This is a genomic window from Amycolatopsis sp. NPDC114505, from assembly GCF_055633615.1.
Genome location: NZ_JBVKDV010000005.1, coordinates 311,814 through 335,137, shown reverse-complemented (window position 1 = coordinate 335,137; position 23,324 = coordinate 311,814). Strand labels below are relative to the sequence as shown.

Here is a 23,324-nt window from a genome sequence, read left to right as displayed (position 1 = left end):
GGTGTAGTGGTGCGGTGCCAGACTCCGACACCGGTGCCCCACCCAGGGTGGTGCTCGTCACCGCGGCCGCGCTCGCCGTCGCCCTGGCGGTCGCCGTCGCCGTCTTCGCGCTGACCCAGCGCTCCGCGGACTCCACCGATTCCGGGCCGCTTCCGCTGGTCTCCGTGCCGGCGCCCTTCGCCTCGGCCCCGGGCTGCACGACGCTGATGAGCGCGGTGCCCTCCGAACTGACGTCCAACGGCAAGACGCTGAAGGTGCGCGCGCTGGCCGACCCGGCCCCGCCGGCCACGGTGGCCTGGGGCTCGGACGACCCGCTGGTGCTGCGCTGCGGCTTGGACCGTCCCCCGGAGCTGACGCCGACGGCGGCGCTGCGGCTGGTGAACAAGGTGCAGTGGCTGCAGGTGTCCGGCGACGGCGCGTCGACGTGGTACGTCGTGGACCGCGACGTCTACGCGGCGTTGACGGTGCCGGACAGCGCCGGGACGGGCCCGCTGCAGCAGATCTCGGACACCGTGGCGGCGAAGCTGCCGGCGACGCCGCTGCGCTTCGGCTAGCGCAGGCCCGTACCGCGGGCGATGGCCGTCTCGATGAGCGTGGTCAGCAGCGTCGAGTAGTCCACGCCGGTGACCTCCCACATCTTCGGGTAGGCGGACTTCGTCGTGAAGCCGGGCATGGTGTTGACCTCGTTGATGGTCAGCTCACCGTCGGCGCCGACGAAGAAGTCGACGCGGGCGAGGCCCTGGCAGTCGAGCGCCTGGAAGGCCTTGACGGCCATGGCGCGGAGCTTCTCGGTGAGGGCGTCGTCGAGCTTGGCCGGGATGTCCAGCTCGGCGTCGTCGCCGAGGTACTTGGTTTCGAAGTCGTACCAAGCGTTTTCGTCCTCGGACAGGACGCGGATCTCGGCGGGCAGCGAGGCTTCGACGCGCCCGTCCGGGAACTCGAGGACCCCGCACTCGACCTCCCGCCCGACGACGGCGGCTTCGACGAGGACCTTGGGATCGGTGGCCCGCGCGAGCTCGATGGCGGCGTCGAGGTCATCCCACGACGTCACCCGGCTGATACCGACGGAAGACCCGGCGCGCGAGGGCTTGACGAAGACGGGCAGGCCGAGCTTGGCCTGAGCCTCGTCGTCCAAAGTGGACTCACTGCGCTTGAGCGCGGCGAAGGTCCCGACCGGAAGTCCTTCGGCGGCAAGGAGTTTCTTCGCGGTTTCCTTGTCCATGGCGGCCGCGCTGGCAAGAACGCCGGGGCCGACGTACGGGATGCCGGCGAGCTCGAGGAGGCCCTGGATGGTGCCGTCCTCACCGAAGGCGCCGTGCAGCACGGGGAAGACGACGTCGACCTGAGAGAGGAGCTCGCTTTCCCGCCCGGCTTCGACGGCGACGAGGCCCTGACTGGAGGGATCACCGGCGAGAACGAGCCCCTTGCCGTCATCGACGGAGGGGAGTTCGCGGCCGCGGATGGCGAGCTGGGCGGAGTCCCCGGTACCGAGCACCCAGCGCCCCGCGCGCGTGATGCCGACGGGGACCGCTTCGAACCGCTCCGGATCGAGGTTCCCCAGGACGCTGCCGGCGGAAAGGCAGGAGATGGTGTGCTCGCTGCTGCGCCCACCGAACACGACCGCGACCCGGATCTTCTCGCTCATGGTGAGCCACCGTACCCGGTGACCTCGGCGAACAGCCGAGCCCCGTGCGCCGGGCGGCGTGAAGTGAGCGGTGAACGCAACCGGTGAGGACACTGCGACGCCGAGCAAACACTCAGGCACAAATCATCACACGCAAACTACCGCCACCACGTTGAGCACTCGGGCGACGATGGTTCTATCGCGACTCGCCACGAATGCATTGACTACAGTACCGGCAACCCATCGTGAGCTATCGAACACTGAGAGGTCCGTTGATGCGTGACGACATGCCGTCACCACCCGAGGTACAGGAGATCGACCAGGAATCGGACGAGCTGACAGAGGAGCAAAAAGAGCTGCTGCTCCGCTGGCGGTGGGCGATTTGCGGAACTCTCGCGTCCCCCTTCCTCATCACCGGACTTTGGTTCCTGGTTGCCGCGATCGGAGCAGAAATGCTGCCGGTCGGCGCCATTGGAACTATGTGCCTAATCGGAGGAGGCGCCACTTGCCTCGGATACTCGCTGGAAAATCGCAGCACGCGCATTACACTGCAAAGCGAGCTGGACAGGAACCGCATCCGCCGCGCTGAAATTCTCGCCGGGCGGGCGAAACGAACCAGCGCACCACATTCGAGATACAAGGAACACCTGCCATCATTGGCAGATCGATACAAAATCCGAGCTCAAGCCTACAGGCGCGGCTATGTAGCCCTGCAACTTCTCATCATCGTCGGATCCTTGTCGGCCTCGTCGTTGACCGCTCTCGCCGGCACAGCAGAGACCCGGTCGATATCGATCGCAGTTTCCCTTGTTGTTGGGATCGCAGCGAGCTGCTCCCTCACTTTTCGATTGCGAGAGCGCGCCGAGATGTTCCAGAGAACAGCGAGCGATATCGAACAGCAGTATCGCGCAGCCGAGTTTCAGATCGGGGTTTATGCGTCGATCCCCAATGAAGCAGACCGTTTTCGGACCCTGGTAGAACGCGTCGAGGCGTTGAGAGTGAGCCAAGCGGCAAAGGAGCAGAGCCTCGAGCAGCCGCCTGACATACATCAGTCGCCTTCTTCAGGTATCGGAGGCACCTGAACGGATGTGCGTGCTGGAGGAGCTGTGGACAACCGCGAACCTCACCGCAGCAGCGACACCAGCGTCGGCAACGCCGCCACCAAAGCCTCCCGCGAACACCCCGCGTACCCGATCGCCACGCCATGAGCCGAAGGCGAACCGGCGAAGTGCCGCGCCAGCCCATCCAACCGAATCCCCCGCCGTTCGGCCGCCGCAAGAACCGAAACCTCCACCGAAGCCGACGAAAACGGCACCACCAGGTGCGCCCCCGCGTCATCCCCGCGGACCGGCACCCCGGCCGATGCCAACGCTCCCGCCAGCAACGTCCGCCGCTCGGCCATCTCCCGACGCAGTTTCCGCAGGTGACGGCCCAGATCTCCGTTCCGCGCGAACTCGTACAACACCCGCTGCCCCGCCGGCGACGGCCGCGTCCCCGTCAGATCTCGATACGCCAGCACCGCCGACGTGATCGCCTCCGGCGCCACCATCCACCCGGCCCCCAGCGTCGGCGTCAGGATCTTCGACGTCGTCCCCAGGTGCGCCACCACGTCCGGTGCCAGCGACGCCAGCATCGGCAACGGCGCCACGTCGAAGCGCAGCTCGCCGTCGTAGTCGTCCTCGATGACCAGCATCGACGACGCCCGCGCCCGCTCGACCAGGGATACCCGCCGTGCCGCGCTCAGGCGGCTGCCCATCGGGTACTGGTGCGCCGGCGAGCAGTACACCGCCCTCGCACCCGGGGGGATCGCGTCCGGCCGCAGCCCCTCGTCGTCCACCGGCACGCCCACCACCCGCATGCCCGCCCGCAGGAACGCCTGCACCGCGCGCTGGTACCCGGGCTCCTCGACGGCGACGACGTCCCCGCGTTCGAGCACCGCCGCGGCCAGCTCCACCACCGCCGCCGTCGTGCCGCCCGTCGCCAGCACCGAGCCGGCGGCCAGGCCGCGGTGGCGCAGCAGGTGCTCCGACACCGCCGCGCGGTACTCCGGCAGCCCGGCGCGGTGCGCGCGGACCAGCGGGTCCGGGTCGGCCGCCGCACGCCAGGCGCGGCGCCACGCCGAGCGGTCCAGGCCGTCGGCCCACGGCGTGCCGGGGCCCAGGTCGAGCAGCGACGGCACCTCGGTCTCGGGTGCCGGGACAGCGGGCGCCGGGACCTCCGACGCCGAAAACGACGGCGGCGTCGTCACGTACGTGCCGGAGCCGTGCCGCCCCGCGATCCACCCCTCGGCGTGCAGCTGCTCGTACGCCGCCGACGTCACCGTGCGGCTGACGCCGAGACGTCCCGCCAATGCCCGCGTCGACGGCAGCCGGTCGCCGCCCCGCAGGTGGCCTGAAGCGGCCGCTTCGCGCAACGCGTCCGCGAGCTGGACAGCCAGGGGCGTCACGGCCGAGCGGTCGAGGCTGACCGGGAGCGCGGTGTCGGCGTGAGTCACGGGACCTCCTCGAGTGGACTTCCCAAGTGTACGAGAAGTGGCCGTTTTCCGATGCCACTGTGCTGGGAGACGCTGGTCGCATGCTGTCCACCACGCCCCGCACCACGCTCGGCCGCAAGAAGCACCGGGCCGTGACCGACCGCTCCGCGCTCCACGCCGTCCTGGACGAGGGCCTGATCTGCCACCTCGGCATCGTCCGCGACGGCGCGCCCCTCGTCCTCCCGACCGGCTACGGCCGCGACGGCGACACGCTCTACCTGCACGGCTCCACCGGCGCGTCGAGCCTCCGCACGGCGTCGCAGGACCTCGACGTCTGCGTCACCGTGACGCTCCTCGACGGCGTCGTCTACTCGCGGTCGGTGAACAACCACTCGATGAACTACCGCAGCGCGGTCATCTTCGGGAAGGCCGAAGCGGTCACCGACCCCGAAGCGAAGATGCACGGCCTGAAGGTGCTGACCGACCACCTCGCGCCCGGCTCGTGGGAGCACGCGCGCGAGGTCAACGCGAAGGAGTTCGCGGCGGTGAGCGTCCTGGCGCTCGACCTCGCCGAGGCGTCGGTGAAGGTGCGCGCCGAGGGCCCGGACGACGAGCCGGAGGACCTCGACGCCGACGCCGCGTGGGCCGGCGTCCTCCCGGTCCGGACCGTCTTCGGCGCGCCCGAGCCGTCGGACGACCTCTCCCCCGGCTGGACGACGCCGCCGCACGTCACCGGGCGAGCGGCAACCTGACCGTGAACTCCGTGCGGCCCGGCTCCGAGGTCACCGAGACCGTGCCGCCGTGCGCCGTCACCAGGGACTGGACCACGGACAACCCGAGCCCGGTGCCGCCGTTGCCGCGGGTGCGCGAGTCGTCGACGCGGAAGAACCGGTCGAAGATCCGCTCCTGATCGGCGGCGGCGATGCCCGGCCCGGCGTCGGCCACCCGCACGACCGCGTCGGACTCCGAGGACTCCACCGAGACGTGCACCGCGGTCCCGGGCGGGGTGTGGATGGCCGCGTTGGCCAGCAGGTTGTCGAGCACCTGCCGCAACCGCAGCGGATCCGCGGAGACGAAAGCCGCCGAAAACGACGAAGTCAGCGGGTGGTCGGGCCGCCCGGCGGCGAAGGCGTCCGCCGCGTCCCCGGCCAGCTCGGCGAGGTCGACGCGCTCCGGCCGCAACGGCGTCTCGGCCGCGCGCGCGTCGAGCCTGGCGAGCAGCAGGAGATCGTCGACGAGGACGCTCATCCGGGCCGTCTCGGACCGGATCTTCGCCAGGTGTGCCTCCCGCTCCGCCGGCTCGTTCGCCGCCGCGTAGCGGAAAAGGTCGGCGTAGCCCCGGATCGACGTCAGCGGCGTCCGCAGCTCGTGCGACGCGTCCGCGACGAACCGGCGCAGCCGCTCGTTCGCCTCGGTCTTCGCCGCCAAGGACGTGTCGATGTGCGCGAGCATCACGTTGAACGCCGTCCGCAGCTCGTCGACTTCGGCGCCGCCACCGGTGCCGGCCGAGCGGGCCGGCAGGGCGGGGTTCGCGGTGAGGTCGTGGGACGCGATGTCGTGCGCGGTCCCGGCCATGTCCGCCAGCGGGCGCAGGCCGCGGCTCAGCACCAGCCGCCCGACGACCACCAGCACGGCCAGCGCGAACGCGAACGCGCCGACCTCCACCCAGATCAGCTGCTGGACCGTGCCGTCGAGGTCCTTCTGCGGGGCGGCCGACAGCAGCACCGAACCGTTGTCGACCGGGCACGCGCGCACCCGGTACGGGCCGTCGTCGTACAGGTAGATGTTGCGCGTGACGTCGCCGCCGACCGCGTCGGCCGCGATCTTCGCCAGCTGCTCGGCGTCGCCGGGCAGCTGGCCGCCGGGCTGGGGCGTCGCGACGCCGTCACGCACCTTGTACAGCGCCGAGTACCACGAGTACACCGACTGCGGCGAGCCGTGCGTTTCCCGCAGCTGCGGCAGCTGCGTGTTCTGGCTCTTGGTCAGCTGGTCGTCGAGCCGCCGGTCGAGGTAGCCGTGCATGATCCCGACCGTCGTGACGCCGACGGCGGCGAACACGACCAGCGCGAGCGCGCCGAGACCCAGCGTGATCCGGGTACCCAGCCGCGTCCGCTGCCAGGCCGCGTACCACCGGCGGAAGAAGCGCGTCACCGGTTGACCCGGCGCACGACGTACCCGACGCCGCGCACGGTGTGGATCAGCGGTTCGCCGTCGCCCGCGTCGACCTTGCGCCGCAGGTGGGAGATGACGAGTTCGACCACATTGGACCGGCCGCCGAAGTCGTACTCCCAGACGTGGTCGAGGATCTGCGCCTTCGTCAGCACCGCCGGCGAGCGGCGCATGAGGTAGCGCAGCAGCTCGTACTCGGTCGGCGTCAGCTCGGCCGGCCGGTCACCGCGCCGGACCTCGCGGGTGTCCTCGTCCAGCGTCAGGTCGCCGACCTGCAGCACGGCACCGCGCGTCACGGTCTGGTGCGCGAGGCCGGTGCTGCGCCGCAGCACCGCCCGCAGCCGCGCCATCAGCTCCTCGACGGAAAACGGTTTCACGAGGTAGTCGTCACCCCCGCGGGTGAGCCCGGCGATCCGGTCGGCCGTCGCGTCCTTGGCCGTGAGGAACACCACGGGCACCGTGCTGCCGTTCTCCCGGAGGCGGTCGAGCACGGTGAAGCCGTCCAGGTCGGGCAGCATCAGGTCGAGCACGACGATGTCCGGCCCGAAGTCCGCGGCCTGGCTCAGCGCGGCCCGGCCGGACCCGGCCGTGACCGCGTGCCAGCCCTCGTACCGGGCGACGGTCGCGACGAGGTCGGCGATGTGCGGCTCGTCGTCGACGACGAGCAGGCGCACGGGTTCGGAGGGCTGCACCACCCCATCTTCTCCCGGCGCCCCGGCGAGCGGCGACCCGTGACGCGGGCCGACAGGAATCCGACAGCCCGTACCCAGACTCGCCACAGGCTGCGTGGCGAAGCTGAGCGTCGTGAACCGAACCCGAGGGGAATCCGTGTGACCAGCATGACGCAGACCGCCGAGGCCACGCGCCCGGCGATCCGCCCCCGGATCGCCGCGAAATCCGGCCTCTTCCTCTTCCTGGGCGCCAACGTGGGCGCCGTCACGGTGCTCTTCGCCGAGGCCGGGCTCTCCCAGAACGTGCTGATCAGCATCGGCAGGCTCGCCGGGATGTACGGCGCGCTGGCAATGGCCGTCCAGCTGCTGCTCATCGCGCGGCTGCCCTGGCTGGACCGGCGGATCGGGATGGACCGGCTCACGACGTGGCACCGCTGGACCGGCTTCACGATCCTGTGGACGCTGCTGGCGCACCTCGTGTTCATCGCGTTCGGGTACGCGGAGGTCTCGGACAAGGGCGTCGTCGACGAGCTGGTCGAAATGGCCAACACGCTCGAGGGGATCCTGCGGGCGCTGGTCGCGTTCGCCGTCATCCTCATCGTGGGCGCGGCTTCGGCGAAGTTCGCGCGCAAGCGGCTCGCGTACGAGACGTGGCACTTCATCCACCTCTACACCTACGCCGCGATCGTGCTGGCGTTCACGCACCAGATCGCGCTTGGAACGTCGTTCGCGAGCGCCCCGACGGCCAAGGCCTACTGGTGGTCGATGTGGCTGGGCGCCGGCGCCGCCGTGCTCGCCGGGCGCGTCGTGCTCCCGCTGTGGCGGAACCTGCGCCACCAGCTGCGCGTCACCGCGGTGGTTTCCGAGGCCCCAGACGTGGTTTCGGTCTACATGACGGGCAAGAACCTCGACAAGATGCCGGCGCGGGCGGGCCAGTTCTTCCTGTGGCGGTTCCTCACGAAGGACCGCTGGTACCAGGCCAACCCGTTCTCGCTGTCCGCCGCGCCCGACGGCCGCACGCTGCGCCTGACCGCGAAGGCGCTCGGCGACTCCAGCGCGTCGCTGCGCAGCCTGCGGATCGGGACGCGCGTGTTCGCCGAAGGTCCGTACGGCGCGTTCACGACGATCCACCAGCAGCGGCCCAACGCGCTGCTGGTGGCGGGCGGCGTCGGCATCACGCCGATCCGGGCGCTGCTGGAGGACATCGACGGTCACGTCGTCGTCCTCTACCGGGTGCGCACCCAGGCCGACGCGGTGCTGCTGCCCGAGCTCAACGGGCTCGCCAAGGCCCGCGGCGCGGTGGTGAGCGTCCTCGCCGGATCGGACCAGGCGGTCGGCCCGCGCGGGGCGATGCTCGGCCCGGCGAACCTGCACATGATGGTGCCGGACGTGCACGAACGGGACGTGTTCGTCTGCGGCCCGCCGGGAATGACATCGGCCGTGCTGCGCAGCCTGCGCGAGCTGAAGGTGCCCAAGGCCCAGGTCCACGCCGAACGCTTCAGCCTCGCGGCCTAAAGGGGGATGGTGCAGTGAAGAGGACCATTTTCGTCGTCGCGCTGTCGATCGCGGGCTTCATCGCGGTCTGGCGGTTCGAGCCGGGACCGGTGCACAACACCGCCGTCGCGGCACCACCGCCGAGCGTCGCCGCACCGTCCACCGCGCCCGCTCCGCCGGCCTCGACGGGCGCCACTCCGTCCACTCCGGACAGTGCGAACGCGACAGTCACGACCCAGGGCACGCCGGAGTCGAGCAGCTACGGGACCGTCCAGGTCGAGGTGACGTTCACCGGCTCACGGATGGTGGCGGTCACCCTGCTGCAGGCCCCGGACGACGGCCGCGCGCTCACCGCGTTGCCGCGTCTGCAGGAAGAAGCCATGAAGGCCCAGAACGCCGACATCGACACGATCACCGGGGCGACCGAGACGAGCGAGTCGTACAAGACGTCGCTCCAGGCAGCCATCGACGCTCGGGGCAACAGATGACCACGCGCGTCGAACAGGTGATGGGCCTGCCGATCTCTCTCGATCTGAGGGACGAAGGGGACTTCGCCGAGATCGTCGACGAGGTCTTCGCGTGGTTCCGCGACGTCGACGCGAAGTTCAGCCCGTTCAAAGAGGACAGTGAGGTCAGCCGGTACGACCGCGGTGAGCTCACGGCGGCCGAGCTGACCGACGACCTGCTGGAGGTCCTGGAGCTCTGCGCGTACTACGAGCAGCTCTCCGGCGGCGCGTTCCGCGCGCGGCTGCCGGGACGCGGCCTCGACCCGTGCGCGGTGGTCAAGGGCTGGGCCGTGCAGCGCGCCGCCGACATGCTCAAGGCCGAGGGCGCGACGACGTTCTGCCTCAACGCCGGCGGCGACGTCGTCACGGCCGGCGAACCGGAACCGGGACGGCCGTGGCGGGTCGGCGTGCGCCACCCCGAACAGCCCCTGGCCGTGTGCGCGGTACTGGAGTCGCGCAACGGCGCCATCGCGACGTCGGCGGCCTACGAGCGCGGCTCGCACATCGTCGACGGCCGGTCGGGGACGCCGGCGACGGGGCTGATGAGCGTCACCGTCATGGCCCGCGACCTGGTCACCGCCGACGCGCTGGCCACCGCGGCCTTCGCGATGGGCGCCGAGGGCATCGCCTGGGCGGCCGACCGGCCCGACTGCGAGATCCTCATCGTCGACGACAGCCGCCGCGTGCACCGGACGGCGGGCCTGGCGCTGGCTTCCTGAAATCGGTTCGCCCTCGCGCGGGTACTCGGCCAGACTCGGGGCCACCCGCCTGCCGAGGAGTGCCATGCCTTCGTCCGTCCTGCACGTGTCCGTCGACTGCGCCGACCCCTACAAGCTGTGCCAGTTCTGGAGCGAGGTCACCGGCAAGCCGATCCCCGACGAGGACCAGCCCGGGGACGACGAGTGCGGCATCGGTCTCGAAGGCGGCATCGACCTGCTGTTCCTGCGCGTCCCGGAACCGAAGACCGTGAAGAACCGCCTGCACGTGTGCCTGCAGCCGGACGTCCCGCGCGACGAAGAGGTCGAGCGGATCCTGGGCTTGGGCGCGACACTGGTGAACGACCTCCGCAAGCCGGACGGCCGGGGCTGGGCGGTGCTCGCCGACCCCGAGGGCAACGAGTTCTGCGTCCTGCGCAGCGCCGCCGAGCGGGCCACGACGCCGTGACGGACTCGTTCGCCGTCAACAAGGCCAACTGGGACGAACGCGCGGTGCTGCACGCGGCGTCGCCGGACTACAGCTTCGCGGCCCTCGCGGCGGACCCGGCGTACCTGAGCGGGGTCGTGCGGTTCGACCGGCCGCGCCTGGGCGACGTCGCCGGGCTGCGGGCGGTCCACCTGCAGTGCCACATCGGGACGGACACGATTTCGCTGTCCCGCCTGGGCGCTTCGATGACGGGCCTGGACTTCTCCGGCGAGGCCATCGCGGCGGCGCGACGGCTCGCGACGGCCACGGGCGCTTCGGTCGACTTCCACGAGGCCAACGTCTACGACGCCGTCGACGTGCTCGGCGCCGGGCGGTTCGACCTGGTCTACACCGGGATCGGCGCGCTGTGCTGGCTGCCTTCGGTCGCACGCTGGGCGGCGGTCGTCGCCGGCCTGCTTCGGCCGGGCGGGCGGCTGTTCATCCGCGAGGGCCACCCGATGCTGTGGGCGCTCGACGAGACGGCGGACCCGGCGTGGCCGCGGTACCCGTACTTCGAGCACGCCGAACCGCTGGTGTTCGACGAGCCCGAGACGTACGTCAAGGTGGAACGGAAGCTGGAGAACAGCATCAGCCACTCGTGGAACCACTCGCTGGGCGAGATCATCACGGCGCTGCTGGACAACGGCCTGGCGCTGACCGCGTTCACCGAGCACGACAGCGTCCCGTGGAACGCGATCCCCGGGCAGATGACGCGCGACGAGGCCGTGGACGAGTGGCGGATGACGGACACACCGTCCCGCGTCGCGGCGAGCTACACGCTCCAGGCGGTCAAGGGCGGCTGAATAGGGTGACGGCATGGCACGTCCCTTGATCGCGGTCGCCACGCTCGGCGGCACCATCTCGATGGCCCCCGTCTCCGGCGAGGGCGGCGCCGTCCCCCGCTTCGGCGCCGCGGAACTGCTCGGGGGCCTCGGCGACCTGCCGATGGACGTCCTCGCCGAGACCCTCGCCGGGATCGGCAGCGCGTCGATGGACTTCGCGACGTTGCTGCGGTGCCGCGACTGGGGGCTGGCTCAGGACGCCGATGGGTTCGTCGTCGTGCAGGGCACGGACACCCTGGAAGAGACCGCTTTCTTCCTGGAGCTGTGCTGGCCGTCGGAGGTCCCGGTGGTGGTCACCGGGGCGATGCGCAACGCGGGCCTGCTCAGCCCGGACGGCCCGGCGAACCTGCGGAACGCGCTGACCGTGGCGGCCGATCCGCGCAGCCGCGGGCGGGGCGTGCTGGTGACGCTGAACGACGACGTCCACGCGGCGCGCTGGGTGCGGAAGGCGCATTCGAGCCACCTGGAGGCGTTTTCGTCGGCGCCGGCGGGTCCGCTCGGCATGGTCGTCGAGCGGGCCGTGCACTGGTTCCACCCGTCGCCGCCGCGGCTGCCTACCCTGGCCGGCCGGGACTTCGCCGGGCTGGTGCCGGTGGTGGAATCCGGTCTGGACGACTCGGGCGCGGTGCTCTCGTACGCGGCTTCGCAGCCGGGAGTCCGCGGGATCGTGCTGGCGGCGACGGGTGCGGGTCACGTGTCGTCCGGCACGGCCGACGCGGTGGCGCGGCTGGTGCCGTCGTTGCCGGTGGTCGTCGCTTCGCGGACCGGGGCGGGCCCGACGCTGCGGTCGACGTACGGCTTCCACGGTTCGGAGTCGAGCCTGATCAAGCTGGGCGCGACGATGGCCGGCTGGCTGGACGCCCGCAAGTCCCGGATCCTGCTGCACACGCTGCTGGCCGGTGGCGCGGACCGCGAAACGATCGAGCGCGAGTTCCGGGCCCGCGGCGACCTGGACTGAGTGGTTCAGTCCAGGACCGGGCCGCCCAGCGGGTCGAGGTGGTACGAGCGCATCTCGCGCTCGGCGTCGCGGTAGACGTGGATCGAGATCGCCGGGTCCGGGCCGTCGTTGCGCACCTCGTGCACGTACCCCGGGCCGAACACCCGCGACTGCCCCGCCGAGAGCGCGTGCAGCTCGGTGACCGCGCGGCCGCCCGGCGCCCGGCGGGCCACCGCCTCCGTCAGGTGGCCGCTGACCAGCGTGAACGCACCGCTGGCGAACGCGTGGTCGTGCAGGTCGGTGCGCTGGCCGGGCAGCCAGCTCATCAGCCAGACCTCCTGCTGCGCGTCCTTGTGGACGAGCGTCGCGAAGCGCTCGTCGGGGTCGTAGCGCAGCAGGTGCTTCCAGCGGTCACGGTCGGCGGCGACCTCCAGCGCGACGCGCACCGGGTGGCGCAGCGCGGGGTTCTCGGGACGCAGCAGGGTGTTGTCGGGAACGGCGAACATGAGGGTCCTCACGGAAGAGAAAGGGGTGTCGAACTGGGCCGGGGCGGGGTTCACCGACAACAGCGACACGCGCACATGACAGCGCTGAGGTACGAAGTACCCCGCGGCTCGGTCATGTCGTGCGCGAACATGCGACCAGAGTCGCAGGCCGCCCGGACCCGGTCAAGACGTCTCAGCAACCGGGAAGAACGTCGCCGTCCTCAGGACCACTCGTGCTTCTGCGAGCGGCCCAGCAGCTCCGCGCCGGCCTGCCGCGGGTCGACGCCTTCGTGACAGACGCGGTGCATCGCGTCGGTGATCGGCATGTCGACACCGACGCTCATGGCCAGCGCCCGGATCGACGAGCACGACATGACGCCCTCGGCGACCTGCCCGCCGCCCGCCGCCTGCGCCTGTTCGAGGGTCTCGCCGCGGCCGAGGCGTTCGCCGAACGTCCGGTTGCGCGAAAGCGGCGACGAGCAGGTCGCGACCAGGTCGCCGACGCCGGCGAGCCCGGCGAACGTCAGCGGGTCGGCGCCCAGCTTCGCGCCGAGACGGGCCATCTCGGCCAGGCCGCGGGTGATGAGCGTGGCCATCGTGTTGGTGCCGAGGCCGAGGCCCGCGGCCATCCCGGTGCTGAGCGCGATGACGTTCTTGCAGGCGCCGCCGAGCTCGCAGCCGACGACGTCGGTGTTGGTGTACGGCCGGAAGTAGGAGTTGGCACAGGCCCGCTGGATCGCGACGGCGCGTTCGTGGTCGGCGCAGGCGAGCACCGCCGCGGCCGGCTGCCCGGCGGCGATCTCCTTGGAGAGGTTGGGCCCGGTGACGACGACGACGTCGCCGGCGTCGATTCCGACGATCTCGCCGATGACCTCGCTCATCCGCTTGAGCGTGCCGAGCTCGACGCCCTTGGCGAGGCTGACGAGGATCGCGTCGGGCGGCAGCAGCGGGCGCCACGACGTGAGGTTCTCCCGCAGGCTCTGGCTGGGGACGCCCAGGACGACGGCCTGGGCTTGCGCCAGTGCCTTTTCGGGATCGCTGGTGGCGGTGATGTTCTCCGGCAGGCCGACGCCGGGCAGGTAGCCGCTGTTGACGTGCCGCTCGCGGATGTCTTCGGCGACCTGCTCGCGGCGCGCCCACATCGTGACGTCGCGGCCGGCGTCACCGAGCACCTTCGCGAAGGCGGTGCCCCAGGAACCGGCCCCGAGCACGGTGACCCGCTGGACGTCGGCGCGCATCAGACGGGATCCCCCGGCTTCGCCGACGGCGGTTCTTCGTGGCGGATCTCGCCGAGCAGGCGGGTGACCTCGTCCATCATGACCTTGGTGACCTCCCGCAGCTTCGACGCGCTGCGCGTGTTGCCGCCGCGGTAGGCGGAGAGGTCGAGCGGGTCGCCCACGCTGTGGGTGATGGTCTTGCGCGGGAACGGCGTGAACTTCTTGGTGTAGCCGTTGAAGATCTGGTTGGTGCCCCAGCGCGCGATGGGGATCACGGGGACGTCGTTCTGGATCGCGAGCCGCGCGGCGCCGGTGAAGGACTCCTTCGGCCAGCCGGCCGGGTCCTTGGTGATGGTGCCTTCGGGGTAGATCACGACGATCTTGCCCTCTTGCAGGGCCTGGTGCGCGGCCTTGAGACTGTCCCCGGCGGCGGCCGACCCGCGCGAGACGGGGATCTGCCCGGAGCCGACGAAGACCTTCCCGAAGATCGGGGTCCGGGTCAGGCTCTCCTTGCCGAGAAACCGCGGCACCCGCTTCGCCCGGTGCACGAACACGGCGTCGACGACGGGATCGAGGTGCGAGATGTGGTTCAGCACGAGCAGCGCGGGCCCCTGCCGCGGAACCTTCTCATCCCCGACGTAGACCCGCCGCGCAATGCCGGTAACCGGGTAGAACACAGCGGCGGCCAACCCCACCCAGAAGCCGCCCTTCTCACGCCGGGCCACGATCTTCCTCCTCCACGCGTCACGTCCGCCCCAGATCCTGCCGCGCCGGGGTGAGGCCAGTCCAGGGAGGGTGCCTTCGCCGAGGTCGAAGCGGTGATCCGGCGGGTGGTCGGGATGGTGTGAAGGAGTCGTTCGTGAGGTGAACAGATCGTTCACGACGTCGGTCTGCGGGGGCCGGGGCGGTTCGTGGCGGCGGCATACCGCCGGTGTGGGGACGCGCGTCGACCTCGCCGAGCAGGCCGCCGCGCCTCGACCGGGTCTCGACCGAGCCGCGCCGGCGCCGCAGATCCGCGCCGATGTCCCTGCTGAGCGCCACGGCCCCGACACGGGCTCGCCTCACGACGCCCACCAGACGGGCCCGCCCCACGCCCGCCGCCCGCCGACCCAGGTCCAAGCGCACCCAGGTCTGCGCCCACGCAGGTCCGCGCCCACCAAGGTCCGCCGCTGACCGCCGGAGCCCCGCCCCGGCCCCACAACGCAAGCCCACCCTCCCTGGGGGCCACCCCGTCTCGAACGTACCGCCGCCCACCGACAAGACCCCTCCCGAAAGCGCTCCCACCCCCGACTTGTCCACAACACCCGTCGCCTGTGGACAACCTGCCCCTCCGGCCGACACCCACCCGGCGTTTCGGGTAAAGATGGATGGGTGGACGTGGACCTGGTCGTGCCGATGAAACACCCCCGCGACGGCAAGTCGCGGCTGCGTGGCGCCGTCGAGGCCGAGCGGCACCCCGGCCTCGTGCTCGCCCTCGCCGCCGACACCCTCGCCGCCGTGACGTCGGGGGCGCACGTGCGGCGTGTCCTGCTCGTCGCCGCCGATCCCGGGGCCGTCGCCGAGCTCGCCGAGCTCGGGGTCGAGATCGTCGCCGAACCCGCCGAAAAGACCCTCAACGCCGCCTTCCGCTACGGCGCGGAGCTCCTCCGGAAGGACGACCCGCAAGCGATCGTCGGCGCCCTCCAAGCCGACCTCCCCGCCCTGCGCGCGGGCGACCTCGCCGACGCCCTCGCCGAAGCGGCGGGAAAACGCGCCTTCGTCGCCGATCGCCAGGGCACCGGCACCACCCTGCTGCTGTCGGCCCCCGGCGCCCCCCTCGACCCGCACTTCGGCCTGGGCTCGGCGCGAAAACACGCCGACTCCGGGGCCGTTCCGCTGAAAAACCCGCTCCCGAGCCTGCGCAGCGACGTCGACACCCCGGAAGACCTCGCCCACGTGCGGGCGCTGGGTGTCGGGAAACACACCGCGGAGCTGTTCATCTGACCTTCACCGCGCCCTGCGCAATTCGGCCGGGCTTAGTGAAGAATGGGGGCCGTGAGCACAGACGACGGCGGAACACCCGCACCGCGGAGGCGACGGAACCCGGCGGACGGATCTTCGGAGGCGGCGAAGAAGACCACCACCGCCCGGGCGAACGCGGCCAAACCGGCCGTCGCCAAGAAGGTCCCGTCGAAGTCGACCGCGCGTGACACCGCCGCCCGTGCCAACGCCGGGAAGCCGAGAACCCGCAAGAGCACCGCCGCCGCGGCCACGCCCCGGCGCCGCGCCAGCGAGCGCCCCGGCGAGGAGTTCCGCGCCGGCCCGTCGGCGCCGCCCGCGGTCACCACGGCCCCGACCGCCACCGAGACGCTCCCGGACGACCGGTACTTCAACCGCGAGCTCTCGTGGCAGGACTTCAACGCCCGCGTGCTCGCGCTGGCCGAGGACGAGTCGCAGCCGCTGCTCGAACGGACGAAGTTCCTCGCCATCTTCGCGTCCAATCTGGACGAGTTCTACATGGTCCGCGTCGCCGGCCTGAAGCGCCGCGACGAGACCGGCCTCCTCGTGCGCAGCGCGGACGGGCTCACCCCGCGCGAGCAGCTCGACTACATCGCCAAGCGCAACCAGGACCTGGTCGAGCGGCAGACCGGCGCGTTCGAGAAGCACCTGCGCCCGCAGCTGGCCGAGCACGACATCCACATCGTCGGCTGGGCCGACCTCTCCGGCGCCGACCAGCTCCGGCTGTCCAGCTACTTCTCCGAGCAGATCTTCCCGGTGCTGACGCCGCTGGCCGTCGACCCGGCGCACCCGTTCCCGTACATTTCGGGCCTTTCGCTCAACCTCGCGGTCACGGTCCGCGACCCGGAGGGCGGCACCGAGCGCTTCGCCCGGGTGAAGGTGCCGAGCAACGTGGCGCGCCTGATGCGCGTCGAGACCGAGCGGACCAGCCGGACGGCGACGTTCCTGCCCCTCGAAGAGCTCATCGCGGCGCACCTCGGCGAGCTGTTCACCGGCATGGACGTCACCGAGCACCACGTCTTCCGCGTCACCCGCAACGCCGACTTCGAGGTCGACGAAGACCGCGACGAAGACCTCCTGCAGGCCCTCGAGCGCGAGCTGGCGCAGCGCCGGTTCGGCCCGCCGGTGCGCCTCGAGGTCGCGCAGGACATGAGCGAGCACATGCTCGAGCTGCTGCTGCGCGAGCTGGACGTCGACCCGGCGGACGTCGTCGAGGTCCCCGGCCTGCTCGACCTGACCTGCCTGCACCAGCTGTCCAGTGTGGACCGCAAGGAGCTGAAGGACCGGCCGTTCGTGCCGGCGACGCACCCGGCGTTCGGCGAGCGCGAGACGCCGAAGAGCGTCTTCGCGACGCTGCGCGAGGGCGACGTCCTGGTGCACCACCCGTACGACTCGTTCTCGACGAGCGTCCAGCGCTTCATCGAGCAGGCGGCGGCCGACTCGAAGGTCCTCGCGATCAAGCAGACGCTGTACCGGACGTCGGGCGACTCCCCGATCGTCGACGCGCTGATCGACGCGGCGGAGGCGGGCAAGCAGGTCGTCGCGCTGGTCGAGATCAAGGCGCGCTTCGACGAGCAGGCGAACATCACCTGGGCGCGCACGCTGGAGCGCGCCGGCGTCCACGTCGTGTACGGCCTGGTCGGGCTGAAGACGCACTGCAAGGTGTCGATGATCGTGCGCCAGGAGGGCTCGACCATCCGCCGCTACTGCCACATCGGCACCGGCAACTACAACCCGAAGACCGCGCGGCTCTACGAGGACATCGGCCTGTTCACCGCCGACCCGAGCATCGGCGCCGACGTCACCGACCTGTTCAACGTGCTGACCGGCTACTCGCGGCAGGACACCTACCGGACGATCCTCACGTCGCCGCACGGCATCCGCCGGGGCATCGTGCGCGCGATCGGCGAGGAGATCGAGCTGGCGCGGGCCGGGCAGCACGCCGGCATCCGGATCAAGTGCAACTCGCTGGTCGACGAGCAGATCATCGACGCGCTCTACCACGCGTCGCAGGCCGGGGTGCCGGTCGAGATCGTGGTGCGCGGGATCTGCACGCTGAAGCCCGGCGTCGAAGGGCTTTCCGAGAACATCCACGTCCGGTCGATCCTGGGCCGGTTCCTGGAGCACTCGCGGATCTTCAACTTCCGCGCCGGCGGCACGCACTGGATCGGCAGCGCGGACATGATGCACCGCAACCTGGACCGGCGGATCGAGGCGCTGGTGCGCGTCAAGGACCCCAAGCTCACCGCGCAGCTCGACAACATCTTCGACTCGGCGCTCGACCCGGCGACGCGCTGCTGGGTGCTGACCGCGAGCGGCGAGTGGTCGCCGTTCCCGGCCGACGGCTCACGGGTGCGCGACCACCAGCTGGAGCTGGCGAAGCTGCACGGGGCCGCCGGATGACCCAGGAGGTACGGGCGGCCGGCGCGGTGCTGTGGCGCGGCGCCGGCAAGGCGACCGAGGTCGCCCTGGTGCACCGCCCGCGGTACGACGACTGGTCGTTGCCCAAGGGAAAGCTCGACCCGGGCGAGACGACCGCCGAGGCAGCTGTCCGGGAAGTGAAGGAAGAGACCGGGTTCGACGCGGTCCTGGGCCGGTACCTGGCCCGGACGGCGTACCCGGTGCCCGCGCGCAACGGCTCCGGCACGGTCCCCAAGACGGTCGACTACTTCAGCGCCGAAGCGGTGTCCGGCGGATTCACCGTGAACGACGAGGTCGACGAGCTGCGCTGGCTCGACCCGACGGCGGCGGAGAAGCTGCTGACGCGGCCGGAGGACGTGCGGGTGCTGCGCGCTTTCTGCGAGGTACCGGTGGGCCTGACGACGCTGGTGCTGGTGCGCCACGCGAAGGCGGGCAAGCGCGACGAGTGGAACGGCGACGACGACCTCCGGCCGTTGTCGGAGGCGGGGTTGCGGCAGGCGTCGGCGTTGCGGCGGGTGCTGGCGCTGTACGGACCGGACCGGGTGCTGTCGGCGCCGCGGCTGAGGTGCGTGCAGACGGTCCACGGGATCGCCGACGACACGGGCATCGAGGTGCGCCACGAGCCGCTGCTGTCGGAAGAGGGCTATTGGCCGGACCCGGTACTGGGCGTAGCGCGGCTGCTGGCGGTCGCGGGCGACGGCGGAACCCCGGTGGTGTGCAGCCAGGGCGGCGTGATCCCGGACCTGATCAGCGCACTGGCCGACCGCGACGGCGTAGAACTCCCAGCCGCCCGCGGCGGCGTGGTCCCGAGCAAGAAGGGCTCGTTCTGGGTGCTGTCGTTCCGCGCACCGACGGCCGAGGAGGGCCCAGTCCTCCTGGCGGCCGACTACCACCCGAGCGCCCTGCCGACCCCCTCCCCGACCCGCTCCTGAGCCGGCTGGATCGCGCTGCCATCGCGAGACAGCGGCGTGACAGTCGATCTTGGTGTACTGGATCCGGGTCCCGCTGGGCTGCGCCGGGCTAGGGGTACGGCGCATCCCGGGACGGGGACCCGTCTGTCGGCACCGTCGCCAGCAGGGCTCGGATCTCCGGGATGCGGGGGTCGCCGAGGCGCTGGCAGACGGTCAGCGCCTCGGCCCAATGCGCCCGCGCCTCCGCACCACGGCCGGTGCGGAGCTTCAGGCGGCCCAGCGTGATGCGGACGTCGATCGTGCCGTAGTCGGCGTTCAGCTCCTTCAGCTCGGCGAGCGCTTCCAGGCCCGCCTTCTCCGCTTCGTCCTGCCGCCCGGCTCCTTCGAGCGCTTCGGCGACGTTCCCCAGCGCCAGCGCCGCGTGGTAGCGGTCGCCCAGGTCGGCGAACGCCTGGTGTGCGGACTGTGCCGCTTCGGCGGCGTTGTCGTAGTTGCGCAGGCCGATGCGGCTGGCGCTGACGTTGAGGAGCGCGTGCGGCACGAACGTCCGCTGGCCGTGGTCGCGCGCGAGACGAACCGCCTGCAGGGCGTAGCGCTCGGCCTCCGCATACTCCGCGCGGACGTAGTACGCGCCGGAGAGATTCGAGAGGATCGCCACCGCCAATGCGGTGCCGTCGCCCGCCTCGGACGCCGCGCGTGCCTCCTCCAAAGCTTCGAGCGCCTTGTCGGGCTGGAGGGTGCGCAGGTAGGCCGAGCCGAGGTTGTTGGCGCTGTACTGCAGGCCAGTGTTGTCGCCCGCGTCGCGCGTGGCGGCGACGGCCGATCGGGCGGTCGTGATCCAGTCGTCGCGGTCGTGGCGTTCGGCGAAGAACCCGCGCAGCAGCCACGCGAGCTTCCAGGCGTGGGCGGTGAAGCCGTTCTCCGCCGCGACGCCGACCAGCGCGGTCAGGGCCACGCGTTCGGTCGTGTACCAGGCGATCGTCTGCTCGTGCTGGGTGAACCGGACGGCGGGCACCGGCGCGGGGCCGAGCGTGATGTCGTCGGTGAGCAGGTCGGGGCGGACGAGCTTGGTCGCTTCGGCGACACTCGCGAGGTACCAGTCGAGAAGCCGGCGCCGCGCGGCCGCGCGCTCGGCCGCCGTCGTCTCGGTTTCGACGAGCTCGGCGGCGTAGACGCGCAGCAGGTCGTGGAACTGGTAGCGGTCGGTGCTGGGCTGGTTGAGCAGGTGCGTGGCGGCGAGCTGGTCAGCGAGCTCGCGGGCCTCGCGCAGGTCCGCCCCGGCCAGCGCGGCGGCCGAGGACAGGCTGAAGCCGTGGCCGGGGTGCAGGCCCAGCAGCCGGAAGAACCGCGCGGCGGCCGGGCGCAACGCCTTGTACGACCACGAGAACGCGGCTCGCAGGTCGGTGCCGGCGTCCTGCGGGTCGCGCAGGGTGTCGAGCCGCAGGCGCTGGTCGCGCAGCTCTTCGACGATCCCCGCGAGCGAGACGCCGGAAAACCGCGACGCGCGTTCCCCGGCCAGCGCGAGCGCGAGCGGGAGCCGTCCGCAGAGCTGGACGAGTTCGGCGACGGCGTCGGGTTCGGCGGCGAGGCGCTGCGGCCCGACGCTCCCGGCGAGCAGCGCCGTGGCGTCCTGGTCGTCGAAGGAGCGCAAGGCGATCCGGCGGGCGCCGTCGCGCGCGACGACCCCGCGCAGCTGGTTGCGGCTGGTCACGACGACGAGATTGCCGGGGCCGGGCAGGAGCGGACGGACCTGGTCGGCGTCGCGCGCGTTGTCGAGCAGCATGAGCGTGCGGCTGCCGGCCAGCCGGCTGCGCAGGAGCGCCGAGCGTTCCTCCACTGTGGAAGGCAGCGTTTCGGGTGGCTCGCCGAGGGCGCGGAGGAAGCCGGCCAGTGCGGCGTCCGGCGTGACGGGCGTGCCCACGGAGTGGCCGCGCAGGTCGAGGAACAGCTGGCCACCGGGGAAGCGGTCGCGGACGCGGTGCGACCAGTGCACGGCCAGCGACGTCTTCCCGATGCCCGCGGTCCCTTCGATGACGACGATGCCGGACGCGCCGCCGGGCGGGAGCCGGTCGAGTTCGGCGAGCTCGGGGCCGCGGCCGGTGAACCCGGCGACGTCGAAGGGCAGCTGCCGCGGCACGGTGTGACCGGCGGGTCCGGTGTCGGCGGTGAGCAGTTCGGCGTGCAGGCGGCGCAGGTCCTCCCCCGGCTCGACGCCGAGCTCGTCGGCCAGCAACGAGCGAAGCCCGGCGTAGCGGGCCAGCGCCTCGGCGCGGCGGCCGGACCGGGCGAGGACGCGCACCAGCCGTTCCCACAACGATTCCCGCAGCGGGTGCTGGGCGACGAGGTCGGTGAGCTCGGCGACGAGCCGGGCATCGGGGACGAGCCCGGCGTCGAGGTCGATGCGTTGTTCGACGGCGAAGAGGTACCGCTCGGTCAGCAGCGGCCCCCATTCCGCGGCCAGCGCGGGCGACCCGACGCCTTCGAGCGGCGCGCCACCCCAGGCGGCGAGCGCGGCGGTGAGCAGGGCGCGGCGGCGGGTGGGTTCCGACGCGGCGGCGGCCTGGTCGAGGGTGCGGAGGAAGCGCAGGGCGTCCACCCGGGACGGGTCGACGACCAGCCGGTACCCGTCCGGTTCGGTGACGACGGTTTCTTCGCCGCACAGCCGGCGCAGGCGCATGACGTAGGTCTGCAGGCTGCCGCGGATGTGCGCGGGCGGCTCCTCGCCCCAGACGCCGCGCGCGAGCGCGTCGATCGACACCAGGCGACCCGCGGACAAGGCCAGCGTCGCGAGCAGCGCACGCTGCCGGGAACTGGTCAGCACGACCGGCGAGCCGCCGACGAGCACCTGGAACGGGCCGAGCAGCCGGATGTCGATGGTGGTCGCCCCCAGGTTTCGCGCACGCCGCCGGGCACCGCCGGACGCGGACCCCGAGGAGGGCAGCGTGGCATCACTCGGCCGGGCGCTCAAGCAACTTTGCGAAATTGGGCGGAACCGGTCCCGGGGTGGCAGAGTGGTCCGAGCGGGTGGTGCACGGGTCCCGTTCGGACGACGGATCTTGGCAGTGGGTAACGGGGCTGGGGCCCGCACAGTCGGTTCACGTACTTGGACGGTCGGCTCGCGCGCTTCCGGGCGCTCAGGCCCACTCCGCAGGTACGCGAGCCGACCTTCGGGGCACACGAACCAACTTCGCCGTACGCGAGCCGACTCCTCGGGTACGCGAGCCGACCATCCGGGTACGTGAGCCGACTTCCGCCGCACGTGAGCTGGCGTCCGCCGCGCGAGCCGACTTGCTGGCCTGGCCCGGCTCCTGAGTACCGCGGCTCCCGCTCGTCCGCCGGACCGCTTCTTCCCCACCGGCGCCGGAAACGCGGCAGGGCCCCGCGCGACGCGCGGGGCCCTGGCCGGAAAAGTCACTCGCCCAGCGGGGGTAACCCCCCGGGGGATCCCCGAATTTCACGTTACCGCAGGGGTCCGACAGTTTCGGGCGGTCAGCTCTTCTTCGCCGCCGTGGTACGCCGGGCAGGCGCCTTGGCGGCCGTCGTCTTCCGGGCCGTCGTCGTCTTCGCAGCCGTCGCAGTCGTCGCCTTCGCCGCCGTCGCCCTACGCGCCGTCGGGGCCTTCGCCGGCTTGGCTGCCGTCGACTTCGCGGCCGTCGACCTGGTCGCCGTCGCCTTCGGCGCCGCTGCCTTCGGGGCCGCCTTCGCGCGGGTCGTGGTCGTCTTCGGGGCCGCCTTCGTCGCCGTCGCCCTCGTTGTCGTCGCGGGCTTGGCCGCCGCCGCGCGGGTTCGTGTTGCCGTCGCGCGCGCCGCGGCCGGCTTTGCCGCCGCCGCGCGGGGTGTGGTCGCCCGCGTTGTCGTCGATGCCCGCGTGCCCGCGGCCGCGCGCTTCACCGGTGCCGCCTTGGCCAGCTTCTTCGCGCCGGAAATGACGTCCTTGAAGGTGGTCCCGGCGCGGAACGCCGGCACGTTGGTCTTCTTGACCCGCACGGCCTCACCGGTGCGCGGGTTCCGGGCCGTCCGCGCCGCGCGGGCGCGCTTTTCGAACACCCCGAAGCCGGTGATGTTGACCTTTTCGCCCTTGTTGACCGTCCGGATGATGATGTCGACCAGACCGTCGACCGCCTCGGAAGCGGCCTTCTTGTCGCCCAGGCGCTCCGTCAGCGCCTCGATCAGCTGGGCCTTGTTGGCCATACCAGTCCTCCAAGAAGGAAGTACTCGTCCACGGCCGCGACGGGCCGACTAGCGACACGGTATTACCAACACAGCGCAAATTCCAGACGGGACGCGGAATCCTTCCCTTGCCGGGGGACGGGTTCCGCCTCGCGAAGCGCCCCCTGAGAGGCCTTCGGAGATCCGTCTGGCGAAAGCGAACGGAGGCGGGATCCCTTGGTGAC

21 protein-coding genes are annotated in these 23,324 nt (G+C 71.6%); 12 read left to right on the top strand and 9 right to left on the bottom strand.

The window, feature by feature from the left end; all coding sequences use genetic code 11:
• Positions 1–14 precede the first annotated feature (14 nt).
• Positions 15–554 carry a DUF3515 domain-containing protein gene (locus ACZ7OU_RS44440; protein WP_470259893.1) on the top strand — a complete coding sequence of 180 codons (540 nt, stop codon included), beginning with the start codon at positions 15–17 and terminating at the stop codon, positions 552–554.
• On the opposite strand, the gene ACZ7OU_RS44435 is transcribed toward ACZ7OU_RS44440, so the two are convergent.
• Positions 551–1,645, bottom strand: a complete 1,095-nt coding sequence (locus ACZ7OU_RS44435) for a D-alanine--D-alanine ligase family protein (protein WP_470259892.1) — start codon at positions 1,643–1,645, stop codon at positions 551–553. The two genes, ACZ7OU_RS44440 and ACZ7OU_RS44435, sit on opposite strands and share 4 nt — an antisense overlap.
• Before the next feature lie 254 nt (positions 1,646–1,899).
• On the opposite strand from ACZ7OU_RS44435, the gene ACZ7OU_RS44430 reads away from it, so the two are divergent.
• On the top strand, positions 1,900–2,706 hold the full coding sequence (locus ACZ7OU_RS44430; RefSeq protein ID WP_470259891.1) for an SLATT domain-containing protein: 807 nt from the start codon (positions 1,900–1,902) through the stop codon (positions 2,704–2,706).
• Between the two features lie 41 nt (positions 2,707–2,747).
• Here the strand turns inward: ACZ7OU_RS44430 and pdxR are convergent, their stop codons facing one another.
• Complete coding sequence (gene pdxR / locus ACZ7OU_RS44425) at positions 2,748–4,118, bottom strand: MocR-like pyridoxine biosynthesis transcription factor PdxR (protein WP_470245135.1); 1,371 nt, start codon at positions 4,116–4,118, stop codon at positions 2,748–2,750.
• Between the two features lie 80 nt (positions 4,119–4,198).
• On the opposite strand from pdxR, the gene ACZ7OU_RS44420 reads away from it, so the two are divergent.
• Positions 4,199–4,849: a pyridoxamine 5'-phosphate oxidase family protein gene (locus ACZ7OU_RS44420; protein ID WP_470259890.1), complete on the top strand. Its 651-nt coding sequence runs from the start codon at positions 4,199–4,201 to the stop codon at positions 4,847–4,849.
• Here ACZ7OU_RS44420 and ACZ7OU_RS44415 read toward each other — a convergent pair.
• The gene (locus ACZ7OU_RS44415) at positions 4,827–6,248 is read right to left on the bottom strand and encodes a sensor histidine kinase (RefSeq protein ID WP_470259889.1); all 1,422 of its coding nucleotides are present in this window, start codon (positions 6,246–6,248) and stop codon (positions 4,827–4,829) included. The two genes, ACZ7OU_RS44420 and ACZ7OU_RS44415, sit on opposite strands and share 23 nt — an antisense overlap.
• On the bottom strand, positions 6,245–6,958 hold the full coding sequence (locus ACZ7OU_RS44410) for a response regulator transcription factor (RefSeq protein ID WP_470259888.1): 714 nt from the start codon (positions 6,956–6,958) through the stop codon (positions 6,245–6,247). The genes ACZ7OU_RS44415 and ACZ7OU_RS44410 overlap by 4 nt, the downstream gene beginning before the upstream one ends.
• A gap of 147 nt (positions 6,959–7,105) precedes the next feature.
• Between ACZ7OU_RS44410 and ACZ7OU_RS44405 the strand changes: the two genes are divergently transcribed.
• From ACZ7OU_RS44405 to ACZ7OU_RS44380, 6 genes are all read left to right on the top strand, one after another.
• The gene (locus ACZ7OU_RS44405; RefSeq protein WP_470260164.1) at positions 7,106–8,452 is read left to right on the top strand and encodes a ferredoxin reductase family protein; all 1,347 of its coding nucleotides are present in this window, start codon (positions 7,106–7,108) and stop codon (positions 8,450–8,452) included.
• Between the two features lie 14 nt (positions 8,453–8,466).
• Entirely contained in the window at positions 8,467–8,919 is a 453-nt protein-coding gene (locus ACZ7OU_RS44400; RefSeq protein WP_470245139.1) for an FMN-binding protein, read from the top strand.
• On the top strand, positions 8,916–9,656 hold the full coding sequence (locus ACZ7OU_RS44395; RefSeq protein ID WP_470245140.1) for an FAD:protein FMN transferase: 741 nt from the start codon (positions 8,916–8,918) through the stop codon (positions 9,654–9,656). The genes ACZ7OU_RS44400 and ACZ7OU_RS44395 overlap by 4 nt, the downstream gene beginning before the upstream one ends.
• Before the next feature lie 64 nt (positions 9,657–9,720).
• Positions 9,721–10,101, top strand: coding sequence for a VOC family protein (locus ACZ7OU_RS44390; protein ID WP_470259887.1), 381 nt, complete (start codon positions 9,721–9,723; stop codon positions 10,099–10,101).
• Positions 10,098–10,922, top strand: coding sequence for a class I SAM-dependent methyltransferase (locus tag ACZ7OU_RS44385; RefSeq protein ID WP_470259886.1), 825 nt, complete (start codon positions 10,098–10,100; stop codon positions 10,920–10,922). Before ACZ7OU_RS44390 ends, ACZ7OU_RS44385 begins: the two co-directional genes overlap by 4 nt.
• A gap of 13 nt (positions 10,923–10,935) precedes the next feature.
• Complete coding sequence (locus ACZ7OU_RS44380) at positions 10,936–11,919, top strand: asparaginase (protein ID WP_470259885.1); 984 nt, start codon at positions 10,936–10,938, stop codon at positions 11,917–11,919.
• Positions 11,920–11,924: 5 nt separating this feature from the next.
• Here ACZ7OU_RS44380 and ACZ7OU_RS44375 read toward each other — a convergent pair whose 3' ends face one another.
• The 3 genes from ACZ7OU_RS44375 to ACZ7OU_RS44365 form a co-directional block, all read right to left on the bottom strand.
• Positions 11,925–12,404, bottom strand: coding sequence for a cysteine dioxygenase (locus tag ACZ7OU_RS44375; RefSeq protein WP_470259884.1), 480 nt, complete (start codon positions 12,402–12,404; stop codon positions 11,925–11,927).
• 200 nt (positions 12,405–12,604) lie between these two features.
• On the bottom strand, positions 12,605–13,621 hold the full coding sequence (locus tag ACZ7OU_RS44370) for an NAD(P)H-dependent glycerol-3-phosphate dehydrogenase (protein ID WP_470245145.1): 1,017 nt from the start codon (positions 13,619–13,621) through the stop codon (positions 12,605–12,607).
• On the bottom strand, positions 13,621–14,325 hold the full coding sequence (locus ACZ7OU_RS44365; RefSeq protein ID WP_470245146.1) for a lysophospholipid acyltransferase family protein: 705 nt from the start codon (positions 14,323–14,325) through the stop codon (positions 13,621–13,623). Before ACZ7OU_RS44365 ends, ACZ7OU_RS44370 begins: the two co-directional genes overlap by 1 nt.
• Positions 14,326–14,971: 646 nt before the next feature.
• On the opposite strand from ACZ7OU_RS44365, the gene cofC reads away from it, so the two are divergent.
• Genes cofC through ACZ7OU_RS44350 form a run of 3 tightly spaced genes read left to right on the top strand, consistent with a single transcriptional unit; the run spans position 14,972 to position 18,951 of the window.
• Positions 14,972–15,583 (top strand): 2-phospho-L-lactate guanylyltransferase, encoded by a 612-nt coding sequence (cofC, locus tag ACZ7OU_RS44360; RefSeq protein WP_470259883.1) that lies wholly within the window; start codon positions 14,972–14,974, stop codon positions 15,581–15,583.
• Between the two features lie 42 nt (positions 15,584–15,625).
• The gene (locus ACZ7OU_RS44355) at positions 15,626–18,001 is read left to right on the top strand and encodes an RNA degradosome polyphosphate kinase (protein ID WP_470259882.1); all 2,376 of its coding nucleotides are present in this window, start codon (positions 15,626–15,628) and stop codon (positions 17,999–18,001) included.
• Positions 17,998–18,951: an NUDIX hydrolase gene (locus tag ACZ7OU_RS44350; RefSeq protein ID WP_470259881.1), complete on the top strand. Its 954-nt coding sequence runs from the start codon at positions 17,998–18,000 to the stop codon at positions 18,949–18,951. Before ACZ7OU_RS44355 ends, ACZ7OU_RS44350 begins: the two co-directional genes overlap by 4 nt.
• A gap of 88 nt (positions 18,952–19,039) precedes the next feature.
• Here ACZ7OU_RS44350 and ACZ7OU_RS44345 read toward each other — a convergent pair whose 3' ends face one another.
• A complete protein-coding gene (locus ACZ7OU_RS44345; protein WP_470259880.1) occupies positions 19,040–21,898 on the bottom strand; it encodes an AfsR/SARP family transcriptional regulator in 2,859 nt (952 codons plus the stop codon).
• 521 nt (positions 21,899–22,419) lie between these two features.
• Positions 22,420–23,121 (bottom strand): HU family DNA-binding protein, encoded by a 702-nt coding sequence (locus tag ACZ7OU_RS44340; protein ID WP_470259879.1) that lies wholly within the window; start codon positions 23,119–23,121, stop codon positions 22,420–22,422.
• Positions 23,122–23,324: the final 203 nt, after the last annotated feature.

Coding starts and splice junctions, on each gene's coding strand:
- ACZ7OU_RS44405 (WP_470260164.1), top strand. CDS start 7,106: ATGACGCAGACCGCCGAGGCCACGCGCCCGGCGATCCGCCCCCGGATC.
- ACZ7OU_RS44375 (WP_470259884.1), bottom strand. CDS start 12,404: ATGTTCGCCGTTCCCGACAACACCCTGCTGCGTCCCGAGAACCCCGCG.
- ACZ7OU_RS44380 (WP_470259885.1), top strand. CDS start 10,936: ATGGCACGTCCCTTGATCGCGGTCGCCACGCTCGGCGGCACCATCTCG.
- ACZ7OU_RS44395 (WP_470245140.1), top strand. CDS start 8,916: ATGACCACGCGCGTCGAACAGGTGATGGGCCTGCCGATCTCTCTCGAT.
- ACZ7OU_RS44390 (WP_470259887.1), top strand. CDS start 9,721: ATGCCTTCGTCCGTCCTGCACGTGTCCGTCGACTGCGCCGACCCCTAC.
- ACZ7OU_RS44370 (WP_470245145.1), bottom strand. CDS start 13,621: ATGCGCGCCGACGTCCAGCGGGTCACCGTGCTCGGGGCCGGTTCCTGG.
- ACZ7OU_RS44340 (WP_470259879.1), bottom strand. CDS start 23,121: ATGGCCAACAAGGCCCAGCTGATCGAGGCGCTGACGGAGCGCCTGGGC.
- ACZ7OU_RS44435 (WP_470259892.1), bottom strand. CDS start 1,645: ATGAGCGAGAAGATCCGGGTCGCGGTCGTGTTCGGTGGGCGCAGCAGC.
- ACZ7OU_RS44350 (WP_470259881.1), top strand. CDS start 17,998: ATGACCCAGGAGGTACGGGCGGCCGGCGCGGTGCTGTGGCGCGGCGCC.
- ACZ7OU_RS44355 (WP_470259882.1), top strand. CDS start 15,626: ATGGGGGCCGTGAGCACAGACGACGGCGGAACACCCGCACCGCGGAGG.
- ACZ7OU_RS44420 (WP_470259890.1), top strand. CDS start 4,199: ATGCTGTCCACCACGCCCCGCACCACGCTCGGCCGCAAGAAGCACCGG.
- ACZ7OU_RS44430 (WP_470259891.1), top strand. CDS start 1,900: ATGCGTGACGACATGCCGTCACCACCCGAGGTACAGGAGATCGACCAG.